At 60.4% G+C, this 19,206-nt stretch carries 17 protein-coding genes; 10 read left to right on the plus strand and 7 right to left on the minus strand.

The genetic code is table 11. The features are described from left to right. Nucleotides 1–470: 470 nt before the first annotated feature. The 4 genes from coaE to ACX3M4_RS18510 are packed head-to-tail and all read right to left on the minus strand — an operon-like array spanning nt 471 to nt 3,370. On the minus strand, nt 471–1,058 hold the full coding sequence (gene coaE, locus ACX3M4_RS18495) for a dephospho-CoA kinase (protein WP_459354454.1): 588 nt from the start codon (nt 1,056–1,058) through the stop codon (nt 471–473). Continuing rightward, on the minus strand, nt 1,055–1,903 hold the full coding sequence (locus tag ACX3M4_RS18500; RefSeq protein WP_459354455.1) for a shikimate dehydrogenase: 849 nt from the start codon (nt 1,901–1,903) through the stop codon (nt 1,055–1,057). The genes coaE and ACX3M4_RS18500 overlap by 4 nt, the downstream gene beginning before the upstream one ends. Further along, on the minus strand, nt 1,900–2,493 hold the full coding sequence (locus ACX3M4_RS18505) for a Maf-like protein (protein WP_459354456.1): 594 nt from the start codon (nt 2,491–2,493) through the stop codon (nt 1,900–1,902). The genes ACX3M4_RS18500 and ACX3M4_RS18505 overlap by 4 nt, the downstream gene beginning before the upstream one ends. 28 nt (nt 2,494–2,521) lie before the next feature. Next, a complete protein-coding gene (locus ACX3M4_RS18510; RefSeq protein ID WP_459354457.1) occupies nt 2,522–3,370 on the minus strand; it encodes a pyruvate, water dikinase regulatory protein in 849 nt (282 codons plus the stop codon). A gap of 423 nt (nt 3,371–3,793) precedes the next feature. Between ACX3M4_RS18510 and hemE the strand changes: the two genes are divergently transcribed. The 10 genes from hemE to ACX3M4_RS18560 all read left to right on the plus strand — a co-directional run bounded on the left by hemE (nt 3,794) and on the right by ACX3M4_RS18560 (nt 14,714). Continuing rightward, nucleotides 3,794–4,822, plus strand: coding sequence for a uroporphyrinogen decarboxylase (hemE, locus tag ACX3M4_RS18515; RefSeq protein WP_459354458.1), 1,029 nt, complete (start codon nt 3,794–3,796; stop codon nt 4,820–4,822). Between the two features lie 3 nt (nt 4,823–4,825). Then, nucleotides 4,826–5,254 carry a protoporphyrinogen oxidase HemJ gene (gene hemJ, locus ACX3M4_RS18520; protein ID WP_459354459.1) on the plus strand — a complete coding sequence of 143 codons (429 nt, stop codon included), beginning with the start codon at nt 4,826–4,828 and terminating at the stop codon, nt 5,252–5,254. 303 nt (nt 5,255–5,557) lie between these two features. Beyond that, nucleotides 5,558–6,823, plus strand: a complete 1,266-nt coding sequence (gene rho, locus ACX3M4_RS18525; protein ID WP_459354460.1) for a transcription termination factor Rho — start codon at nt 5,558–5,560, stop codon at nt 6,821–6,823. 129 nt (nt 6,824–6,952) lie between these two features. Next, on the plus strand, nt 6,953–7,564 hold the full coding sequence (locus ACX3M4_RS18530) for a GNAT family N-acetyltransferase (protein WP_459354461.1): 612 nt from the start codon (nt 6,953–6,955) through the stop codon (nt 7,562–7,564). A gap of 30 nt (nt 7,565–7,594) precedes the next feature. Further along, nucleotides 7,595–8,164: a GNAT family N-acetyltransferase gene (locus ACX3M4_RS18535; protein WP_459354462.1), complete on the plus strand. Its 570-nt coding sequence runs from the start codon at nt 7,595–7,597 to the stop codon at nt 8,162–8,164. 486 nt (nt 8,165–8,650) lie between these two features. Continuing rightward, nucleotides 8,651–10,000, plus strand: coding sequence for a tRNA uridine-5-carboxymethylaminomethyl(34) synthesis GTPase MnmE (gene mnmE, locus ACX3M4_RS18540; RefSeq protein WP_459354463.1), 1,350 nt, complete (start codon nt 8,651–8,653; stop codon nt 9,998–10,000). Between the two features lie 301 nt (nt 10,001–10,301). After that, entirely contained in the window at nt 10,302–12,188 is a 1,887-nt protein-coding gene (gene mnmG, locus ACX3M4_RS18545) for a tRNA uridine-5-carboxymethylaminomethyl(34) synthesis enzyme MnmG (RefSeq protein WP_459354464.1), read from the plus strand. Continuing rightward, nucleotides 12,188–12,844 carry a 16S rRNA (guanine(527)-N(7))-methyltransferase RsmG gene (gene rsmG / locus ACX3M4_RS18550; protein ID WP_459354465.1) on the plus strand — a complete coding sequence of 219 codons (657 nt, stop codon included), beginning with the start codon at nt 12,188–12,190 and terminating at the stop codon, nt 12,842–12,844. Before mnmG ends, rsmG begins: the two co-directional genes overlap by 1 nt. 20 nt (nt 12,845–12,864) lie before the next feature. Next, nucleotides 12,865–13,689, plus strand: a complete 825-nt coding sequence (locus ACX3M4_RS18555; RefSeq protein WP_459354466.1) for a ParA family protein — start codon at nt 12,865–12,867, stop codon at nt 13,687–13,689. Nucleotides 13,690–13,808: 119 nt separating this feature from the next. Further along, nucleotides 13,809–14,714: a ParB/RepB/Spo0J family partition protein gene (locus ACX3M4_RS18560; protein WP_459354467.1), complete on the plus strand. Its 906-nt coding sequence runs from the start codon at nt 13,809–13,811 to the stop codon at nt 14,712–14,714. 233 nt (nt 14,715–14,947) lie between these two features. Here ACX3M4_RS18560 and holA read toward each other — a convergent pair whose 3' ends face one another. Genes holA through leuS form a run of 3 tightly spaced genes read right to left on the minus strand, consistent with a single transcriptional unit; the run spans nt 14,948 to nt 19,194 of the window. Further along, nucleotides 14,948–15,988, minus strand: coding sequence for a DNA polymerase III subunit delta (gene holA / locus ACX3M4_RS18565; RefSeq protein ID WP_459354468.1), 1,041 nt, complete (start codon nt 15,986–15,988; stop codon nt 14,948–14,950). A gap of 22 nt (nt 15,989–16,010) precedes the next feature. Further along, nucleotides 16,011–16,586: an LPS assembly lipoprotein LptE gene (locus ACX3M4_RS18570; protein ID WP_459354469.1), complete on the minus strand. Its 576-nt coding sequence runs from the start codon at nt 16,584–16,586 to the stop codon at nt 16,011–16,013. Next, nucleotides 16,573–19,194: a leucine--tRNA ligase gene (gene leuS, locus ACX3M4_RS18575; RefSeq protein ID WP_459354470.1), complete on the minus strand. Its 2,622-nt coding sequence runs from the start codon at nt 19,192–19,194 to the stop codon at nt 16,573–16,575. Before leuS ends, ACX3M4_RS18570 begins: the two co-directional genes overlap by 14 nt. Between the last annotated feature and the right edge of the window lie 12 nt (nt 19,195–19,206).

Here is a 19,206-nt window from a genome sequence, read left to right on the forward strand (position 1 = left end):
GGCGATTTCAACCAGGCAATAGCCGCCGCAGGCTTCCCGCGCTCTTGCGCAATCATTTGCCGAGTTTTGCAATTAAGTTCGGGAATATCAAAGGGTTCAATAATGTCTTTGCCTCAATCGTTCGTAGTTGCCGTTACACTTAGTTGCATTTGCACCTCTGCAATTGCTGGTGGATGGCAAACAGAAATTGGGCCCGAATGTTTCTTGCGCAGCGAGAAAATTGAAATCGAGGGCGAGTGTGATTTGGATCTCAAAAAAAATAACAAAATTTCGGTTTTTACTTTCAAATGGAAAAATGGATTGACCACATTTATTTCTAGAAATGGGAATGAGGTTTTTCTTAACAATATACCCGCCAAATTCGAATACATAAATGGAGATCATGCATCAAAGTTCTTGGGTAATTGCTACAGAACAGAGAATTCAAAGACATTATTTTGTGCGTCAATATTAGGTTTATACTGACTACTTCACCCCACCGCTGCCAACGCCTTGAGGATCGCCCGGACCTGCCGTCTTGCAGACTCCATGCCCAATCCCGTATCGATCAGGAAATGCGCGCGGCGGCGTTTTTCCGCGTCCGGCATCTGCCGCGCGAGGATCGCCTCGAAGCGGTCCTCCGTCATGCCCGGCCGGGCGAGCACCCGCTGGCGCTGAACCTCTCCATCGGCGGTGACCACCACGATGGCATCGACCCGGTGTTCGCCACCGGTTTCAAAGAGCAGCGGGATATCCAGCATGACGATGCGGCGGTGCTCCGCCCGGACGCGCTCCAGAAAGAGCTGCTCTTCCTCCCGCACCAGGGGATGAACAATCGACTCAAGCCTTTTCATGGCCTCCGGCTTGCCAAGCACATGCGGCGAGAGCAGGGTCCGGTCGACCTTGCCGTCCCGGACCGTACCCGGAAAGACCGCCTCGATCAGCGGTGCGGCGCGGCCGGCATAGAGGGCGTGCACGGTGGCATCGGAATCTTGCACCGGCACGCCCGCGGCGGCGAACATCTTTGCCGTCGTCGACTTGCCCATGCCGATGGAGCCGGTAAGGCCGATGCGGATCACGCGGTCACTCCAAGATCTTCCAGGATCAGGTTGCGCAAGGCCTCGTCCACTTCCGGCCGGACGCCGAACCAGCGCTCGAAACCGGGCACGGCCTGGTGCAGGAGCATGCCGAGCCCGTCCACCGCCCGGTTTCCCCGGGACCTGGCCTGGCGCAGCAGGTCCGTTTCCAGCGGTACATAGACTGCATCGGTCACAAGCGCTGTTGTTGGCAATGGCGCGAGATCGATTTCCAGCGGCGCCTTGCCCGCCATGCCGAGGGACGTCGTGTTGACCAGAAGACCGGCTTTTTCCAGCACTGTCCCCAGATTGTCCCAGCCATGGGCAACCGTTCCGGAGCCAAATGCATCGGTAATTGCCTTTGCTTTTTCAAAGGTTCGGTTGACAATATGCACTGTTGTGAATTTCCGGGACAAAAGCGCCCATACCACGGCCCGGGCCGCGCCACCCGCGCCCAGAACCACCGCAGATTCACGTGAAACGTCCCAACCCGGCGCCAGTTGATCGAGGTTGCCGAGAAAACCGAGACCGTCGGTGTTGGCGCCGCAGAGCTTGCCGGCCGCGTCCAGCCACAACGTGTTGGCGGCCCCCATGGATCTGGCGGCATCGTCCAGCCAGTCACAGCTGGCTGCCGCCACTTCCTTGTGCGGCACCGTGACATTGGCGCCCGAAAGGCCCGAGCGGGCAAAATTCCGGTAAAAATCTTCAGCCTCTTCCGGGGCCACGTCGACCCGGCCGTATTCCCCGGCAAGGCCGTGCTTCTTCAGCCAGTAGCCATGCACCATCGGCGAGCGCGAATGGGTGACCGGATGTCCGGTGATCGCTGCTTTTTTCAAGGTGCCGCTCATGTCTCGATCACCTTCAGGGCGCGGAGCTCGCCGAGAAGCGGCAGGAGCGGCAGGCCGAGAATGGTGAAGTAGTCGCCATCAATCTTTTCAAACAGCTGCACACCGAGGCCTTCCAGCTGGTAGGCGCCGACGCTCGAAAGCACCTCTTCGCCGGCCGCTGCGAGGTAATGGCCGATGAAGGCCGGGCTGAGGTCGCGCATGGTGAGACGGGCTGTCGAAACATGCCGCCAGATTGCCTCGCCGCCCTTTGAAATCACCACGGCAGAGTGCAGCTCGTGGGTCTTGCCGGAAAAGGCGAGCAATTGCCGCCGGGCAGCTTCCATATCCTCCGGCTTGGTGCGCCGTTCGCCTTCGAAGGCCAGGATCTGGTCGGCACCGATCACAAGATCGCCCGGCCGGCGGGCGCTGACATCGTTCGCCTTGGCTTCGGCAAGAACGCTCGCAAGGTCCTCCGGCGGAAACCCGGCTTCCAAGAGCGGCGCCTCTACGGCGCGTTCATCCACATCGGCCGGGTCGACATCGATCGAAAGGCCTGCATTTTTCAACAAGTCTGCGCGGATCCTGCTTCCGCTTGCCAGTACAATGGTCATGAGAGTTCCCCGGACTGGGCCGAACCGGTCAAAGGTTCTGCCGGTTGTCCCGCTCCGATTTGTGGTCTTTGAAAAGGGTCAGAATTTCGGCGGCCGTTTCTTCAACGGAGCGCCTGGTGACGTCGATCAGCGGCCAGCCGTGCTCGGTGCACAGCCGACGGGTCATGTTGATCTCCTGGGAGATCTCCTTCCTGTCGACATAAGTGTCGTTATAGCCTTCCGAATTCAGCGACAGCACCCGGTTGCGGCGGATCTGCTGGATGCGTTCGGCCGAGGCGATGAGGCCGACAATCATCGGCTGCTGCAGTTTTTTCACGTGGTCCGGCAGGGCAATGCCCGGAACCAGCGGTACATTGGCCGCCTTGATGCCGCGGTTTGCGAGATAAATGCAGGTTGGTGTCTTGGAGGTGCGCGAAATGCCGATCAGCACGATGTCGGCGGATTCAAGATCGTCCCAGATCTGGCCGTCATCGTGCAGCATCGTGTAGTTCAGCGCTTCCATGCGGCGGAAATATTCGGCGTCCAGCTCATGCTGACCGCCAACGCGGTGGGTCTGGGTCACGTTGAGATAGGACTGGAAGACGGCGAAGACCGGATCGAGGATATTGACGAAGGGAATGCCGAGTTCGCGGCATTTCTGCTCCAGCCGGCCGGCGATTTCCACATCCACCAGCGTATAGAGCACGATGCCGGGCGCTTTCTCAATTTCGGTGATTACCCGGTCGAGCTGCTTGTGGGAGCGGACGAGCGGATAGACGTGCTCGATTTCCTGCACGTTCTCGTACTGAACGGTTGCGGCACGGGCGACCGTCATCAGCGTTTCGCCGGTGGAATCGGACACCAGATGCAGATGAAAGTAGTGTCTCGACTTGTTCACGTTGTCATCCCCAGGCCTGTTGATGAATTGGGTACCGTCTTAAAAGGCGCGTGCCTAGCCCGAAGTTATGCCCGCTCACCCGAATTTATTAACAATCCTTAAACGCGCGCAAACTGGCACCGAAACGGTTGTGCATGGATGTGGATTCACAAGAGCGCTGTGACATATCGACAGATTGTCCACCAGCGCCCAATTTCTTAACGAAACGTAAACAGACCGACAAGTGATTGTAAATGCGTGTCAAATCCTGTTATCGACTCCTGGGGAGGATTTCCGCTTAACAAGCGGCCGGATTTTTCCCGCCGAGAAAATAGGCGGCAAGGATTGTGGATAGAAAATGATCCCGGTAATCCACGCTTAAATAAAAAAAACAGATTCAAAATAAGAATCTTTATTGTTTTGAAATGTGGGAAAGGCGACCTCATGAAATCCCAAGACAGGGCGGTGATGCGGGTTCTCGCCGGAGAAAAACTCTGGCCACCCCCAATCTGGATGATGCGCCAGGCAGGCCGCTATCTGCCCGAATACCGGGAAGTGAGAGCCAAGGCTGCGAACTTCCTGGAGTTCTGCTATTCGCTGGATCTCGCAACCGAGGTCACACTCCAGCCGATCCGCCGTTATGGTTTTGATGCGAGCATTCTCTTTTCCGACATCTTCGTCGTGCCGGACGCCATCGGATACCCGGTTCGTTTTGAAGAAGGACGCGGTCCGGTCCTCGAGCCACTCTCTGCCACGCTTTTGGATCGTCTCGATCAGGAACGCGCAGAGGATCACTTAAAACCGGTCATAGAGACGGTTTCGCGGCTCCGGGCTGAACTGCCCGCGGAAACGACGCTGCTCGGCTTCTGTGGCGCTCCCTGGACCGTTGCCTGCTATTCCGTTGCCGGTCACACCACCCAGGATCAGATTGCGGCACGTGTGGGCGCCTATCGGGATCCGGACCTGATGCAGCAGTTCATCGATCAGCTGGTGACGGCCTCGATCCGCTATCTGATCCGGCAGCTCGATGCCGGCGCGGATGCCGTGCAGATTTTCGACACCTGGGCAGGCGTTCTCGATGAAGCCGGGTTCAAGCGCTGGTCGATCGAGCCAACCCGCAGGATCGTCGACGGTGTTAAGGCTTCACGGCCGGAGGCAAAGATCATCGGATTTCCGAAAGCCTCCTCTGCGCGGATGCAGGCCTATGTGGAAGGCACAGGCGTCGACGCGGTCGGATTCGACTGGACGGCTCCGGACCAGGTGGCGCTCGACATCCAGAAGAAAGTGCCGATCCAGGGCAATCTCGACCCGATGCGGCTGGTCGCCGGCGGCAAGGCGCTGGAAGAGGGCGTTGCCCATATCCTGAACACTTTCGACAAGGGCCCGCTCGTCTTCAATCTCGGCCATGGCGTGACCCCGGATGCGGATCCGGAAAATGTCGCCCGCATGGTCGAGCTGGTGCGGAAGGGGTAAGGCATGGATCTCTTCTTGTGGGTCAAGGCGCTGCATGTCATTTCGATCATCGCCTGGATGGCGGGCATGCTCTACCTGCCGCGGCTCTTCGTCTATCACGTCGACGCGGAGCCTGGTTCGAAGCAGTCGGAAACCTTCAAGGTGATGGAACGGCGGCTTTTGAAGGCGATTATCAATCCGGCGATGATGGCCGCCTGGGTCTTCGGCCTCTGGCTGGCCTGGGAGCTTCAGGCCTGGCAAGACGGCTGGTTCCACGCCAAGTTCGCCCTGGTGCTGATCATGTCCGGCGTGCACGGTCATCTCAGCCGCTGCGTGAAGACTTTTGCCAAGGATGAAAACAAGCGGCCTGCGCGCTATTACCGCATCCTCAACGAGGTTCCGACGGTGCTGATGATCGGCATCGTGATTTTCGTGATCGTCAAACCGTTTTAGGACGGTGTTTTCTTCTAAACGACAGCGGCCGCATCTTCGCGGCCGTTCTTTTATGACAGTCATTTGTCTTTAGCGGCCTAAAAAACCGGCAGATTTCCGGGCTTGCGCTTTGATTCAAATCAACGTATCTTTCGCGCATCTTCATACGGTGCAGCGTTCGTTCAATGTCGCTCCGCAAACGCCGTACAATCTGGACACGTCTAAAAGTCTCTCAGATATCTTCTGGCCGACCCATCACATCCGGCACAGAACGACCTTCCAAATCCATTCCATCCATAACAACGACAAAAAGACCCAAACTCGATGCGGGAAATGAAACTCAAAGACCTAAAAGAAAAAACACCGACAGAGCTGCTCCAGACCGCCGAGGAGCTTGAAGTCGAAAACGCCAGCACCATGCGCAAGCAGGAGCTGATGTTCGCCATCCTTAAAAACCTGGCTGCCCAGGATGTGGAGATTATCGGCGAAGGCGTCGTTGAAGTCCTTCAGGACGGCTTCGGCTTCCTCCGCTCTCCGGATGCGAACTATCTGCCGGGCCCGGACGACATTTACGTCTCGCCCTCGCAGATCCGCCGCTTTTCGCTGCGGACAGGGGACACCGTCGAAGGCCAGATCCGCAGCCCGAAAGAGGGCGAACGGTATTTTGCCCTCCTCAAAGTCAACACCATCAATTTCGAAGATCCGGAAAAGGCCCGGCACAAGGTTCACTTCGACAACCTGACGCCGCTTTATCCGGACGAGCGGTTCAAGATGGAGATCCCGGATCCAACCATCAAGGACCTTTCCGCCCGGGTCATCGACCTGGTGGCACCGCTCGGCAAGGGCCAGCGCGCGCTGATCACCGCGCCACCGCGGACCGGTAAGACCGTGTTTCTGCAGAACATCGCGAAGTCCATCACCACCAATCATCCGGAATGTTATCTGATCGTTCTCCTGATCGACGAGCGTCCGGAAGAAGTCACCGACATGCAGCGCACGGTAAACGGCGAAGTGGTTTCCTCCACATTCGACGAGCCGGCCGCCCGCCACGTCCAGGTTGCCGAGATGGTGATCGAGAAGGCCAAGCGCCTGACCGAACATGGCCGTGACGTCGTCATTCTGCTCGACTCCATCACCCGCCTCGGCCGCGCCTACAACACTGTGGTGCCGTCTTCGGGCAAGGTCCTGACCGGTGGTGTCGACGCCAACGCCCTGCAGCGCCCGAAGCGCTTCTTCGGTGCCGCCCGTAACATCGAAGAGGGCGGATCGCTGACCATCATCGCCACCGCGCTGATCGATACCGGCAGCCGCATGGACGAAGTCATCTTCGAAGAGTTCAAGGGCACGGGTAACTCCGAAATCATCCTTGACCGCAAGATCTCCGACAAGCGCGTCTACCCGGCCATCGACATCCAGCGGTCCGGCACCCGCAAGGAAGAGCTGCTGGTTCCGGCCGAGCGTCTCAAGAAGACCTTCGTCCTGCGCCGTATCCTCAACCCGATGGGCACGGTCGATGCGATCGAGTTCCTGCTCGACAAGCTCAAGCAGACCAAATCGAACGACGATTTCTTCGACAGCATGAACACTTGATCCCTGGCGGATCGGGTTCTATTCAAAGGCGCGGCCCGGCAAGGGTTCGCGCCTTTACTTTTTGTTAAGACATTACGACCGCCTGCGTTTCACGTGAATCCGCCCCTTTATTGAATCGGATCCGAATTTATGGCTGATGCCTTTTTGCTCGAGACGGATCGCCTTTTGCTTCGATCCTGGAAGGACGAGGATCTCGACCCCTTTGCCGACATGTGCGCCGATCAGCAAGTCATGCGCTACTTTCCGGATGTCTGGACACGGGAAAGATCCGCTCTCCTGATCTCGAAGAGCGGAACTCAATTGACGACAGAGGGGTTCTTTCTCTCTGCCGTCGAGGTCAGGGCGACGGGTGAATTCATCGGCTTTGTCGGCTTGAACCGGCCTTCTTACGCGAAGCCCTTGCCCTTCGATCCTTGCGTTGAAATCGGCTGGCGGTTGAGGCGCTCGGCTTGGGGCCAGGGCTACGCCGGTGAAGCTGCCGCAGAATGGCTTCGATTCGGGTTTGAAACAATTGGTCTGGAGGAAATCGTTTCCTTTACAATCCCGGCAAACCTGCCGTCTCAGCGGGTGATGGAAAAGATCGGAATGGTTCGGGACAGGCAAGGCGATTTCCTGCACCCGAGCTTGCCTGCCGATCATCCGGTCGCAAGACATGTTTTCTATCGCTTGAAGAAAATAGACTGGCAGATCCGAGTGAACCGACCGGCATTGCGAGCTACGGCCGGGAACAGATTCACGTGAAACAGCAAAACGCTCCGGAGCTTCTTTCTGATGTCGGATCCCTTTGAAATCGAAACGGAGCGGCTGCTGCTGAGAACCTGGAAGGATGAAGACGTCGAGGCTTGCGCAGAGCTTTGTGCCGATCCGGAGGTCATGCGGTATTTCCCCGATCTGCTCACCCGTGAAAGGACGCTGAAGCTGATCGGCATGTGCCGCGATTGCTACAAGGAACACGGCGTCTTCTATGCACCGATCGAACTGAAGGCGACGAGGGAGTTCATCGGCTTTGCCGGTCTCGATGTCCATGAGGTGGAAGACTTGCTCTTCGCCCCGTGCGTCGATATCGGCTGGCGGCTGAAGCGTTCGGCCTGGGGACAAGGTTATGCCAGCGAGGCTGCCCGCGCCTGGCTTCGATTCGGTTTTGAAACCATTGGCTATGACGAGATCGTTGCTTTCACGGTTCCCGCCAACATTCCTTCGCAGAAGGTCATGACGCGGATCGGCATGACACGGGACGAGGAGGCCGATTTCCTGCATCCGAAGTTGCCTGCGGGCCATCCTCTCGAACTGCATGTGCTTTACCGGTTGGCGAAGTCCGATTGGGCGGCGCAGCTGGTGTGAGGTCGGGGGATCGGCTTGCTCGCGGCTTTCGGGATTCACGTGAAGCCGGGAGAAGAGACCAGGATTTGCAAAAGATGTTTCACGTGAATCCGTGAGTTTGAATCGGGTCCGGTCCGACTGGAAGCCTAGCCACCGCCCATATATGGCGCCGTCTCCTAACTCTCAGATGTCATCTCCGCGAAAGCGGGGACCCAGGAAACCTCATCCTCCATTCTTGGATCTCGGACATCCAATCCTTTCCCGGGAGTCCTGGGTCCCGGCTCTTCGCTTTGCTGCGGCCGGGATGACGACTGAGGGTGGGAAGAGGCCAGGCGCGGTCGGACGTCCGTTAGTTCTTCATTGATTCACGTGAAACAGATCTTGTGACCCGAGTCCCACCCTTCCATTCGATTCGCCCGCGGAACGGAGTGGCGCTGGCTTTTCGCAGGCGCCGAGACTTGATAAAGAGGCGGTCGATTGACCTTTAGACCGGCCCAGAGGACCTCCATGGCAGATACGATCTTTGCGCTTTCCAGCGGCGCGGTGCCGTCCGGTGTTGCGGTGATCCGGGTGTCCGGACCAAAGACGCAGGAGATCGTGAAGGCACTCGCCGGCCGGGTTCCTTATCCACGCAAGGCAATGCTGGCCAAGCTCAAGCATCCGGAGACAGCCGATCTGCTGGATGAAGCGGTGGTGATCTTCTTCGAAGGCCCGGCCAGTTTCACCGGCGAAGATGTCGCCGAACTCCAGTGCCATGGTGGGCGGGCTGTCGTCAGCGGGTTGCTGTCGGTTCTTGGCAGCTTCGACGAGTGCCGCCCGGCAGAGGCAGGGGAGTTCACGCGGCGGGCGTTCGATCGCGGTCGCATGGACCTGACCGAGGTCGAAGGCCTTGCCGACCTGATCGCCGCGGAGACGGAGAGCCAGCGCAAGCAGGCCATGCGGCAGATGGGTGGCGCCTTGGGCAAGCTCTATGACGACTGGCGCCGGCGGCTCATCCACATGCGGGCGATGATCGAGGCCGACTTCGATTTCGCCGACGAGGAGGATGTGCCGGGCAGTGTCGCCGACGAGGTCTGGGGCGAGGCCTCAGACCTCCGGGCCGAGATTGCCGATCACCTGGACCGCTCCAGGAGTGGCGAGCGCTTGCGCTCCGGCCTGCAAGTCGTCCTGATGGGCGCACCCAACGCTGGCAAGTCGAGCCTGCTGAATGCCATTGCCGGACGGGATGTGGCCATCGTCACTGAAGAGGCGGGCACGACACGCGACGTGATCGAGGTGCATCTCGACCTTGGAGGTTACCCTGTGACCCTGGTCGACACGGCAGGCCTGCGCCAGACCGAGGGCATTGTCGAGAAGGAGGGTATCCGGCGGGCGGAGGAACGCGGCCGGGCAGCGGACCTGGTGTTGTGGGCGGTTGAGCCGGGTGGGATAAAACAGGACAATCCTGAAGCCGGTCTGCCGGCAGATTTGCGCGCCTCGGTGCCCGTCTGGATCGTTAACACAAAGGCCGATCTTGAGACTCTTCCGGAACAAGACTCTTCCGGAACGATCCTTGATATTGCTTGTTCTACCAAGTCACCCGATGGAATGAATGCGCTCTTCAACCGTCTGACCCGTTTTGCCGAAGAAACAATTTCCCTGGGAGAGGCGCCCCTGGCGACGCGGGAGCGGCACCGGCATTACCTGAAGGACTGCCTTGCAGGACTGCAGGCTGCCGTCAGCTCACATCATCTGCCGGCGGAGCTGCGGGCGGAGGACCTGCGCCGGGCCGCCGATGCCCTCGGACGGATCACCGGACGCATCGATGTGGAAGACCTGCTGGATGTCATCTTCCGGGATTTCTGCATTGGTAAATGACTGTTTCACGTGAATCATCTCAAGGCTTCCGGGGGTCGGTTCTGAACCGGAACATGTTTCACGTGAATCAGGAACGATTGTTCCTGCTGGGGCTGAGCGCCGCGCATCGCATGGCAGGGTTGTCCGCCTGAATTCCGCTTTGACCTTCCGGGCGCTCGCACGTATAAGTCTCCCGCGAACAGGTGCCGGGTTTTCCGGCCTGTGATACTCTGGCTACGGCCGGACTTAAGATCCTTGAAAACCGAACCGGATAGTGCCGGGCCCGACGTTGAACAGACGGGCTCTGTGAGCGGTAGAGACTATGAACGATCAGACCCTGACCTTCGATGTAGTTGTGATTGGTGGCGGCCACGCTGGCTGTGAGGCTGCGGCGGCATCCGCCCGTGCCGGTGCCCGGACCGCGCTCGTTACCCACCGCTTCGACACCATCGGCGTCATGTCCTGCAATCCGGCCATCGGTGGTTTGGGGAAGGGGCATCTGGTACGTGAGATCGATGCGCTCGACGGTCTGATGGGGCGGGTCGCCGATCAGGGGGGCATCCAGTTCCGCATGCTCAACCGGCGCAAGGGTCCGGCGGTGCGTGGTCCGAGGGCACAGGCAGACCGCAAGCTCTACCGGGAAGCCATGCAGCGGGAGATCGCTGCGACCGCGAACCTGACCGTTGTCGAAGGTGAAGCCCACAGGATCCGGTTTGACGGCGAAGGCGAGGGCCGGATTGTCTCCGGTATCGACCTCGCCGACGGCCGGCTGGTGGCCTGCAAGGCCATCGTTCTGACGAGCGGCACTTTCCTGCGCGGGCTGATCCATATCGGTGACAGAAAGATCCCGGCAGGCCGGTCCGGCGAAGCCCCGGCGTTGGGTCTTTCGGAGTCTCTGGAGGAGATCGGCTTCGAGCTCGGCCGCCTGAAGACGGGCACGCCGGCGCGTCTCGATGGCCGCACCATTCATTGGGACCGGCTGGAAGAACAGCCGGGCGACGAGGACCCAATCCCGTTCTCTACCCTGACGGCGAAGATCGAGACGCCGCAGATTCCTTGCCACATCACCCGGACGACGCCCGAGACCCATCGCATCATCCGCGAGAACCTGTCGCGCTCGGCCATGTATTCCGGGGAGATCAAGGGACGTGGACCGCGCTATTGCCCGTCCATCGAAGACAAGATCGTTCGCTTCGGCGACCGGGACGGTCATCAGATCTTCCTGGAGCCGGAAGGCCTGGACGATCACACGGTCTATCCGAACGGGATCTCCACGTCCTTGCCGGAAGACGCACAGATCGCTTTCCTGAAGACCATTCCGGGCCTTGAGGATGTGGTGGTGCTGCAGCCGGGCTATGCGATCGAATATGACCATGTTGACCCGCGTGAGCTGCGTCCGACGTTGGAAGCAAAGCGTTGCCCCGGGCTCTATCTTGCCGGCCAGATCAACGGCACGACAGGCTACGAAGAGGCTGGCGCGCAAGGCCTCGTCGCCGGCCTCAACGCGGCCCTGAAGGCTTCGGGGAAGGACCCCTTCGTGGTCGACCGCTCGGAAGGCTATATCGGCGTCATGATCGACGACCTCATTACCCGCGGCATCACCGAGCCTTACCGCATGTTCACCTCACGCGCCGAGTACCGGCTGTCGCTCCGGGCAGACAATGCGGACCAGCGCCTGACACCGCTTGGGCTTGAGATCGGCTGTATCTCGGAGGAGCGGCGCCTGGCGTTCGAAGACAAGATGGCGCGCATCTCGGCCACCCGGGATCTTTTGAAGCGGCTGAGCGTGACGCCGTCCGAAGCCAAGAAGAAGGGTCTGCCGGTGAACCAGGATGGCATCCGCCGCTCGGCCTTCGATCTCCTGTCCTATCCGGATGTCACCTTCGAACGCCTCACGGCAGTCTGGCCGGAGTTGGCAGAAGTGGATCCCGGCATCGCGGAGCAGGTGGCAACCGATGCGCTCTATGCGGTTTATCTCGACCGCCAGTCGGCCGACATCGAAGCGTTGAAACGGGACGAGGCTTTGGGTATCCCCGATGGTTTCGACTACGAAGCGATCACCGGTCTTTCCAATGAGGTACGCCAGAAACTCATCGATATTCGACCGGCGACGCTCGGCCAGGCCTCGCGCATGGACGGCATGACGCCGGCCGCGCTGACCCTTATCCTGTCGCACCTGAAGCGCCAGAGCCAGCGGGGAGCTGCCTGATGGGGCGCCCGGTGGTGTTGAATACCTCTGGACAGGTTGTGCATAAGTTTGGGGATGTTTCACGTGAAACGTTGGATAGACTCCAGATCTATGTCGACCTCGTTCTGAAGTGGCAGCACGCACAAAACCTCATTGCGCCGTCGACAATCCCGGATATCTGGACCCGGCATGTGGCCGACAGCCTGCAAACGCAGTGGAGTTATCCAGAGGCCCGGGTCTGGGTGGATATCGGCAGCGGTGGCGGCTTCCCCGGAGTGGTGACCGCGATCCTGCTGGCGGACGAGCCCGGTGCCCATGTCCACATGATCGAGAGCAACCAGCGCAAGGCGGCCTTCCTGCGAACGGCCCTGCGCGAAACCGGCTCCACCGGGACCGTGCATCCGGGCCGGATCGAATCGGTTGCGAAAGAGTGGAAGGGCGGGACCGTGGATGCGGTGTCTGCCCGGGCTCTGGCCTCGCTTGACCTGCTGTTTCAGCTTGCCGAGCCGTTTACGGCGCTTGGCGCGAAGGCCGTTTTCCACAAAGGTCAGGATTTTCAGCGAGAAGTTAACGAAGCCTCTGCCCGATGGCAGTTCGACATGATAGAAAAAGACAGTCTTATTGATCCTGTGAGCCGGATGCTTCTTTTCTCCAATATTTCTGCCCGGCCGGAGTAGCCCAGGAAGGTGTTGTGGCAATGAGCATGCTTCCCGAAACGCCGCGCGTTCTCGCGCTTGCGAACCAGAAGGGCGGAGTGGGCAAAACCACCACCGCCATCAATCTCGGCACGGCGCTGGCGGCCATCGGCGAAAAGGTGCTGGTGATCGATCTCGACCCGCAGGGCAACGCCTCGACCGGTCTCGGTATCGAGCATCGCGACCGCGGCGTCTCTACCTATGAGGTCCTCAGTGGCGACTGCGCACTGGACGAAGCCATCCGCGAGACAGCGGTGCAGCGTCTGTGGGTCGCACCGTCCACCATGGACCTGCTCGGCCTTGAACTGGAAATCGCCTCGACCAGCGACCGCGCCTTCCGCCTGCGCAGCGCTGTCGAGAACCTGACCCGGTCGCGGCTGTTCCAGGAAATCGGCTTTACCTATGTGCTGGTCGACTGCCCGCCGTCCTTGAACCTTTTGACGATCAATGCCCTGTCGGCGTCTCATTCCATCCTGGTGCCGCTGCAGTGCGAGTTCTTCGCGCTGGAAGGTCTCAGCCAGCTTTTGAGCACGGTCGAGCAGGTCAAGAACGCGCTGAACCCGGAACTCAGCATCCACGGCATCGTGCTGACCATGTATGACAGCCGCAACAACCTCTCCAGTCAGGTTGTCGCCGATGTGCGCGAGACCATGGGCGATGCGGTCTACGAGACGATCATTCCGCGGAACGTGCGCATTTCCGAAGCGCCGTCCTATGGCAAGCCGGCGCTGCTTTACGATCTGAAATGCGCCGGTAGCCAGGCTTACCTGCGTCTGGCATCGGAAATCATCCAGCGCGAGCGCGAACTGCGCCGCGTCGCGGCCTGAGGCCAAGGCCCTCGGCCCGGTTGATTCGGACCCGAATTGACAAGATCTGCGCATGGCGGCGCAAGAGGCACAGTCGCCATGCTGTATCCCATTGAAATATAAAAAGAAAAAGGTGCGGTATGGCGGAAAGAGACGTCAAGAACAAGCGTTTGGGCCGTGGTCTGGCGGCGCTGATAGGAGATTCTGCTCCGGAGGCCGCCGCTCCGCCTGAAAAGATCATTCGCGACAGCCGCAAGGTGCCGATCGAGCATCTGCAGCCGAACCCGCGCAACCCGCGCAAGACCTTCACAGAGAAGGATCTGGCGGATCTTGCCGAATCGCTGAAGGCCAAGGGCATCGTTCAGCCTATCCTGGTGCGCCCGGCCGCCGGCAAGCCCAACCGTTTCGAGATCATTGCCGGCGAGCGCCGCTGGCGGGCCGCGCAGCGTGCCGGTCTGCATGAAGCGCCAATCATCATCCGCGACGTCACCGACCAGGAAGCGCTCGAGCTTGCCATCATCGAGAACGTCCAGCGCGCCGACCTCAATCCGATCGAAGAGGCGATGGGCTATGAACAGCTCACCGCCGAATTCAGCTACAGCCAGGGCGAGCTCGCCAAGGTCATCGGCAAGAGCCGAAGCCATGTCGCCAACACCATGCGGCTTCTGAAGTTGCCGAATTCGGTGAAGGACTACCTGCATGAGGGCCTGTTGACGGCTGGTCACGCGCGGGCGCTGATCACCATCGAAGACCCGAGTGCGCTTGCCGATCTGATCGTTGAAAAAGGGCTCAGCGTCCGCGAGACCGAAAAGATCGCCCAGGATCCGGAAGCGCTTGCCAAGCTGATGGGCCAGAAGGCCCCGGCAGAGAAGGCACCGAAGGATGCCGACACCAAGGCCCTGGAAAAGCGCCTGACTGACACGCTCGGCCTGAAGGTCACCGTCGGTCACAAGCCGGGCAAGGAATCGGGCGACCTGAAGATCAAGTACACGTCGCTGGAACAGCTCGACGAGATCTGCAAGAAGCTCGGTGTCGAGACGCGTTAAGTCTTTGAAATAGCTTAGTCTAATTGAAAGCCGGAGTGGTAACGCCCCGGCTTTTTGTTTGTTCTTTAGCGAGCATTTGCCACGCGAAATCCTCATCCTGAGGAGGACCGTCAGGTCCGTCTCGAAGGATGGGCACCTTGTTCGGAGTTTGCCGCTTATCCTTCGAGACAGCGCGTTCACGCTTCCTCAGGATGAGGTGTGAGGTGGCTTGAAAACGGGAGCGGGAGGGGCCGTTACCGCCGCTGGCTGCGTGCCCTTGCCGCCCGTCCGAGGGTCAGCAGGGCTTCGGAGAGCACTGGCACACCCAGGGCGTCGTTGAGGCGGGAAACGCGCGTGGCTTCGCTCAAGATACCCATGGCGCGTTCAAGATCTTTCAGAGACCAGATGCGCAGCTGCTGGGTGAATTTTGCCTTGCGGGTGAAGAAGATCGGTGGGCGCTGACCGTCGACGACCGCCTGGGCGGGCTTGCCCTGATCGATATCGATTCGCATCCGATGCAAATGCTGGAAATGCTTCAGCGTCTGGTTGGCGATCACCGAGGCTTTCGAGCCGGCTTCCGCCAGACGTTCCAGGCCGTGGTCGAGCAAGGCGAGGTCTCCGGCAGCGGCGGCATCGATCAGTTCGGACATTTCAAACGCGGAAGCATCGCCGATAATTGCCTCGATGTCCTCGCTGTCGATCCGGCCCTTGTTGAGGGCATAGAGGCAAAGCTTCTTCAACTCGCCCCGGCTGGCCATGCGGTCGCCGCCGAGCAGGCTGTGCAGCGCGGCCCGGGCTTCCCGGGTGATGGTCAGCCCCGCGTCACGGGTTTCTTCGTCGATGAGCTGGTCGATGCCGCGATCGTTGTCGGCGTAACAGGGAACGGCAATGGCGCGTTTGTGCGGTTCGATCAGTTTCCGGAGGCCGGCGCCCTTCTTGATGTCGCCGGCTTCCAGCACCACCAGCGTCTGCCAGTCGTCCAGCTTCAGGACCGGCTCGACGGCCGGGTTGAGGTTCTTCGAGGACGCGTCCTTGACCCAGACGATCCGGCGGCCGCCGAAGAGCGGCACCGTCAGCACCTCGTCGATCAATCGAGTCGGATCCGATCCGAGATCCGAGGCATCGATCTTGATGAGGTTGAAGGGATCGCTGTCGCCTTCCGAGGCCTTGTTCACCAGCCGCGTGGCGCGTTCCGAGACGAGGCCGGTGTCCGGACCGAAAATCAGCACGACACCGCCGGCGTCAGGCGGATTGGCAACGAACCGGTCGATCTCCGCGGCTTTCAGGACAGTCACGGGGATCGGCTCCGGTCAGGTGTCAGGACTGGCTGGCGAAATAACCGGCGACACGCGCGGCAATGTCGTCGGCAACGGATTTGGCAACCCGCTCCTGGGCATCGCGAAAGGCGCGCGTATTGGCAAAACGCTGGCTCGAGAAGTCGTAGGAGGCGGACTTGAAGGCCCGGCCGGTCATCAGCGTTTCGTCGGTAGCAATGTCGCTCAGAACGAAGGTGGAATTCATCGTCGTCGTATAGGCCGCGGGCACATCCGCAAACCGCTCCACGCCGACGGCCGAGCTGCCGACATCCATCAGCACCTTCAGCCGGTATTTCTTCGCCCCTGAGCCGGCACCGCGCTCAAAACGGTAGGAAAGTTCGTTGTAGAGCACCCTGGAGGCGTCGTTGTTGGCGAACTGACTGGAGATGGTGTCGAGGTCGATTGCAGCCAGTTCGGCCGCCACCGGTGACGAAACCGTGCCGAAATCGCCGCTCCCGGTGCCGTACAGCGGACGGACCTGGCAGCCGCTGAGCGCTACAGCGGCTGCAAAGAGGACGCAAAGGGCGGCGCGGCGGGCGGCGCCGTTCTGCGGGAAGAGGTTGTCAGACAACGACATTCACGATCCTTTGCGGTACCACGATAATCTTTTTCGGCGGCTTGCCCTCAAGCGCCTTGCGGACGGTGTCGAGCGCCAAGGTAGCCGCTTCGACCTCCTCTTTGGAAGCCTCTTTTGCGATTGTCAGCTCGGCGCGCTTCTTGCCGTTGATCTGGATCGGATAGGTGACGCTGTCATCCGACAGCAGCGCCTCGTCCGCCGTGGGCCATTTGGCCTCGGAAATCAGGTTGTCGTGGCCAAGCACGGACCAGCATTCCTCGGCCAGATGCGGCATCATCGGTGCCATCATCTGTACCAGGAAGTCGGCCGCCTCGCGCACCGCATATTCGGTCCCGGCATCGTCGATACCGTCATTGACGACCTTGGAGATCGTGTTGACGAGTTCGTAGAGGCGGGCAACGGCGCGGTTGAAGCCGAGACCCTCGATGTCGGCGGAGACCGCCTGCAGCGTCTTGTGGCTGGCCCGGCGCAGATCGAGGGCCTTGCCGTCCACTTCAGGCGCCTTGCCGCCGCGCGGTTCGAACTTGTCCGCAATCTCGCCGATCAGACGCCAGACGCGTTGGACGAAGCGCCAGGCGCCCTGGACACCGTCTTCGGTCCAGATGACGTCGCGCTCGGGCGGGCTGTCGGACAGCATGAACCAGCGGGCCGTGTCGGCACCGTAGGTGTCGATGATGTCGGTCGGGTCGATGGTGTTTTTCTTCGACTTCGACATCTTCTCGATCGAGCCGATGGCAACTTCCTCGCCGGTGTCGATCAGGGTCGCGCGGCGCTTGCCGTCGACATCCTCGATCCGGATCTCAGCCGGTGCGATCCAGCGGCCGCTGGTGCCTTCGCCGAGCCGATAGGTCTCGTGGGTCACCATGCCCTGCGTGAAGAGACCCTTGAAGGGCTCCTTCAGGTCCAGGGCGCCGACCTTCTGCATCGCCCGGGTGAAGAAGCGGGAATAGAGCAGGTGCAGGATCGCATGTTCGACGCCGCCGATATACTGGTCCACCGGCAGCCAGCCATTGGCAGCGTCCGGATCCGTCGGCCGGTCGCAATCCGGCGCGGTGAAGCGGGCGAAATACCAGGAGCTGTCGACGAATGTGTCCATCGTATCGGTTTCGCGCTTCGCCGCCTTGCCGCATTTCGGGCAGGAGGTATCGCGCCAGGTCGGATGGCGGTCGAGCGGATTGCCAGGCTTGTCGAAATTGATGTCTTCCGGCAGTTCGACCGGCAGGTTCTCATCCTTTTCCGGCACCACACCGCAATCGTCGCAGTGGATGACCGGGATCGGGCAGCCCCAGTAGCGCTGGCGCGAGATGCCCCAGTCGCGCAGGCGGAAATTCACCTGGCGTTCCGCCTGCGGCGCGCCGTCGATCTTGACGGCTTCCAGCTTCTTCGCGACCGCATCCTTGGCATCGGCAATCGAGAGCCCGTCGAGGAAGTCAGAATTGAAGATGGTGCCGTCGTCGGTATAGGCCTCCGTGCCGACGTCGAAGCTTGCCGGATCGGCATCCTTCGGCAGCACGACCGGCTTGACGGGCAGACCGTATTTGCGGGCGAAGTCCAGGTCGCGCTGGTCGTGCGCCGGGCAGGCGAAGATGGCGCCGGTGCCGTAACCCATCAGGATGAAATTGGCGACATAGACCGGCAGCTCGATCGAGGCATCCAGCGGGTGCCTGACGCGCAGTCCGGTGTCGAGGCCCTTTTTCTCCGCCTTTTCAATGGCTTCTTCAGAGGTGCCGACACGCCGGCATTCCTCGATGAAGGCTTTCAGCTCGGGATTGTCTTCCGCCAGCTTTGCCGAGATCGGATGATCCGGAGAGAGGCCCATGAAGGACGCGCCGAAGAGCGTGTCCGGCCGCGTGGTGAAGATCTCCAGCGAGGTGTCGCCGGTCGGGGCGGCCTGCGTGAATTCAAAGCGCACGCGCAGGCCCTCGGAGCGGCCGATCCAGTTCTTCTGCATCAGCCGGACCTTGTCCGGCCAGCGGTCGAGCGTGTCGATGGCTTCCAGGAGGTCTTCCGCGTAGTCGGAAATGCGGAAGAACCACTGGGTCAGCTCCCGCTGCTCCACCAGGGCGCCCGAGCGCCAGCCGCGGCCGTCGATCACCTGTTCGTTGGCCAGAACCGTCATGTCGACCGGGTCCCAGTTCACCTTGGCGTTCTTGCGGTAGACGAGGCCGGCTTCCAGGAACTGCAGGAACAGGCGCTGCTGCTGGGTGTAATAGGCGACGTCGCAGGTGGCGAATTCGCGCGTCCAGTCCAGCGACAGGCCCATGATCTTGAGCTGCTCGCGCATGGTGGCGATGTTCTCGTAGGTCCAGTCCTTCGGATGCACCTTGTTCTGCATGGCGGCGTTTTCCGCCGGCATGCCGAAGGCATCCCAGCCCATGGGATGCAGAACGTTGAAGCCCCGGGCGCGCTTGTAGCGGGCAACGACATCGCCCATGGCATAGTTGCGCACATGGCCCATGTGAATGCGGCCGGACGGATAGGGGAACATCTCTAGGACATAGTACTTGTCGCGGGGGTCGTCGTTATGGGTGACGAAGACGTCCTTGTCGTTCCAGATCTTCTGCCAGCGCGCTTCCACTTCGCGCGCGTTGTACCGTTCCGTTGCCATCAAATGTGCCGT

It is taken from the genome of Roseibium sp. M-1, from assembly GCF_054515675.1.

Excerpts from the sequence above, each read along its gene's own strand:
- ACX3M4_RS18500 (WP_459354455.1), bottom strand. The coding sequence starts at position 1,903 with ATGAGCGGCACCTTGAAAAAAGCAGCGATCACCGGACATCCGGTCACC.
- ACX3M4_RS18505 (WP_459354456.1), bottom strand. The coding sequence starts at position 2,493 with ATGACCATTGTACTGGCAAGCGGAAGCAGGATCCGCGCAGACTTGTTG.
- hemE (WP_459354458.1), top strand. The coding sequence starts at position 3,794 with ATGAAATCCCAAGACAGGGCGGTGATGCGGGTTCTCGCCGGAGAAAAA.
- hemJ (WP_459354459.1), top strand. The coding sequence starts at position 4,826 with ATGGATCTCTTCTTGTGGGTCAAGGCGCTGCATGTCATTTCGATCATC.
- rho (WP_459354460.1), top strand. The coding sequence starts at position 5,558 with ATGCGGGAAATGAAACTCAAAGACCTAAAAGAAAAAACACCGACAGAG.
- ACX3M4_RS18530 (WP_459354461.1), top strand. The coding sequence starts at position 6,953 with ATGGCTGATGCCTTTTTGCTCGAGACGGATCGCCTTTTGCTTCGATCC.
- ACX3M4_RS18535 (WP_459354462.1), top strand. The coding sequence starts at position 7,595 with ATGTCGGATCCCTTTGAAATCGAAACGGAGCGGCTGCTGCTGAGAACC.
- mnmE (WP_459354463.1), top strand. The coding sequence starts at position 8,651 with ATGGCAGATACGATCTTTGCGCTTTCCAGCGGCGCGGTGCCGTCCGGT.
- mnmG (WP_459354464.1), top strand. The coding sequence starts at position 10,302 with ATGAACGATCAGACCCTGACCTTCGATGTAGTTGTGATTGGTGGCGGC.
- rsmG (WP_459354465.1), top strand. The coding sequence starts at position 12,188 with ATGGGGCGCCCGGTGGTGTTGAATACCTCTGGACAGGTTGTGCATAAG.
- ACX3M4_RS18555 (WP_459354466.1), top strand. The coding sequence starts at position 12,865 with ATGAGCATGCTTCCCGAAACGCCGCGCGTTCTCGCGCTTGCGAACCAG.
- ACX3M4_RS18560 (WP_459354467.1), top strand. The coding sequence starts at position 13,809 with ATGGCGGAAAGAGACGTCAAGAACAAGCGTTTGGGCCGTGGTCTGGCG.
- ACX3M4_RS18570 (WP_459354469.1), bottom strand. The coding sequence starts at position 16,586 with ATGTCGTTGTCTGACAACCTCTTCCCGCAGAACGGCGCCGCCCGCCGC.
- leuS (WP_459354470.1), bottom strand. The coding sequence starts at position 19,194 with ATGGCAACGGAACGGTACAACGCGCGCGAAGTGGAAGCGCGCTGGCAG.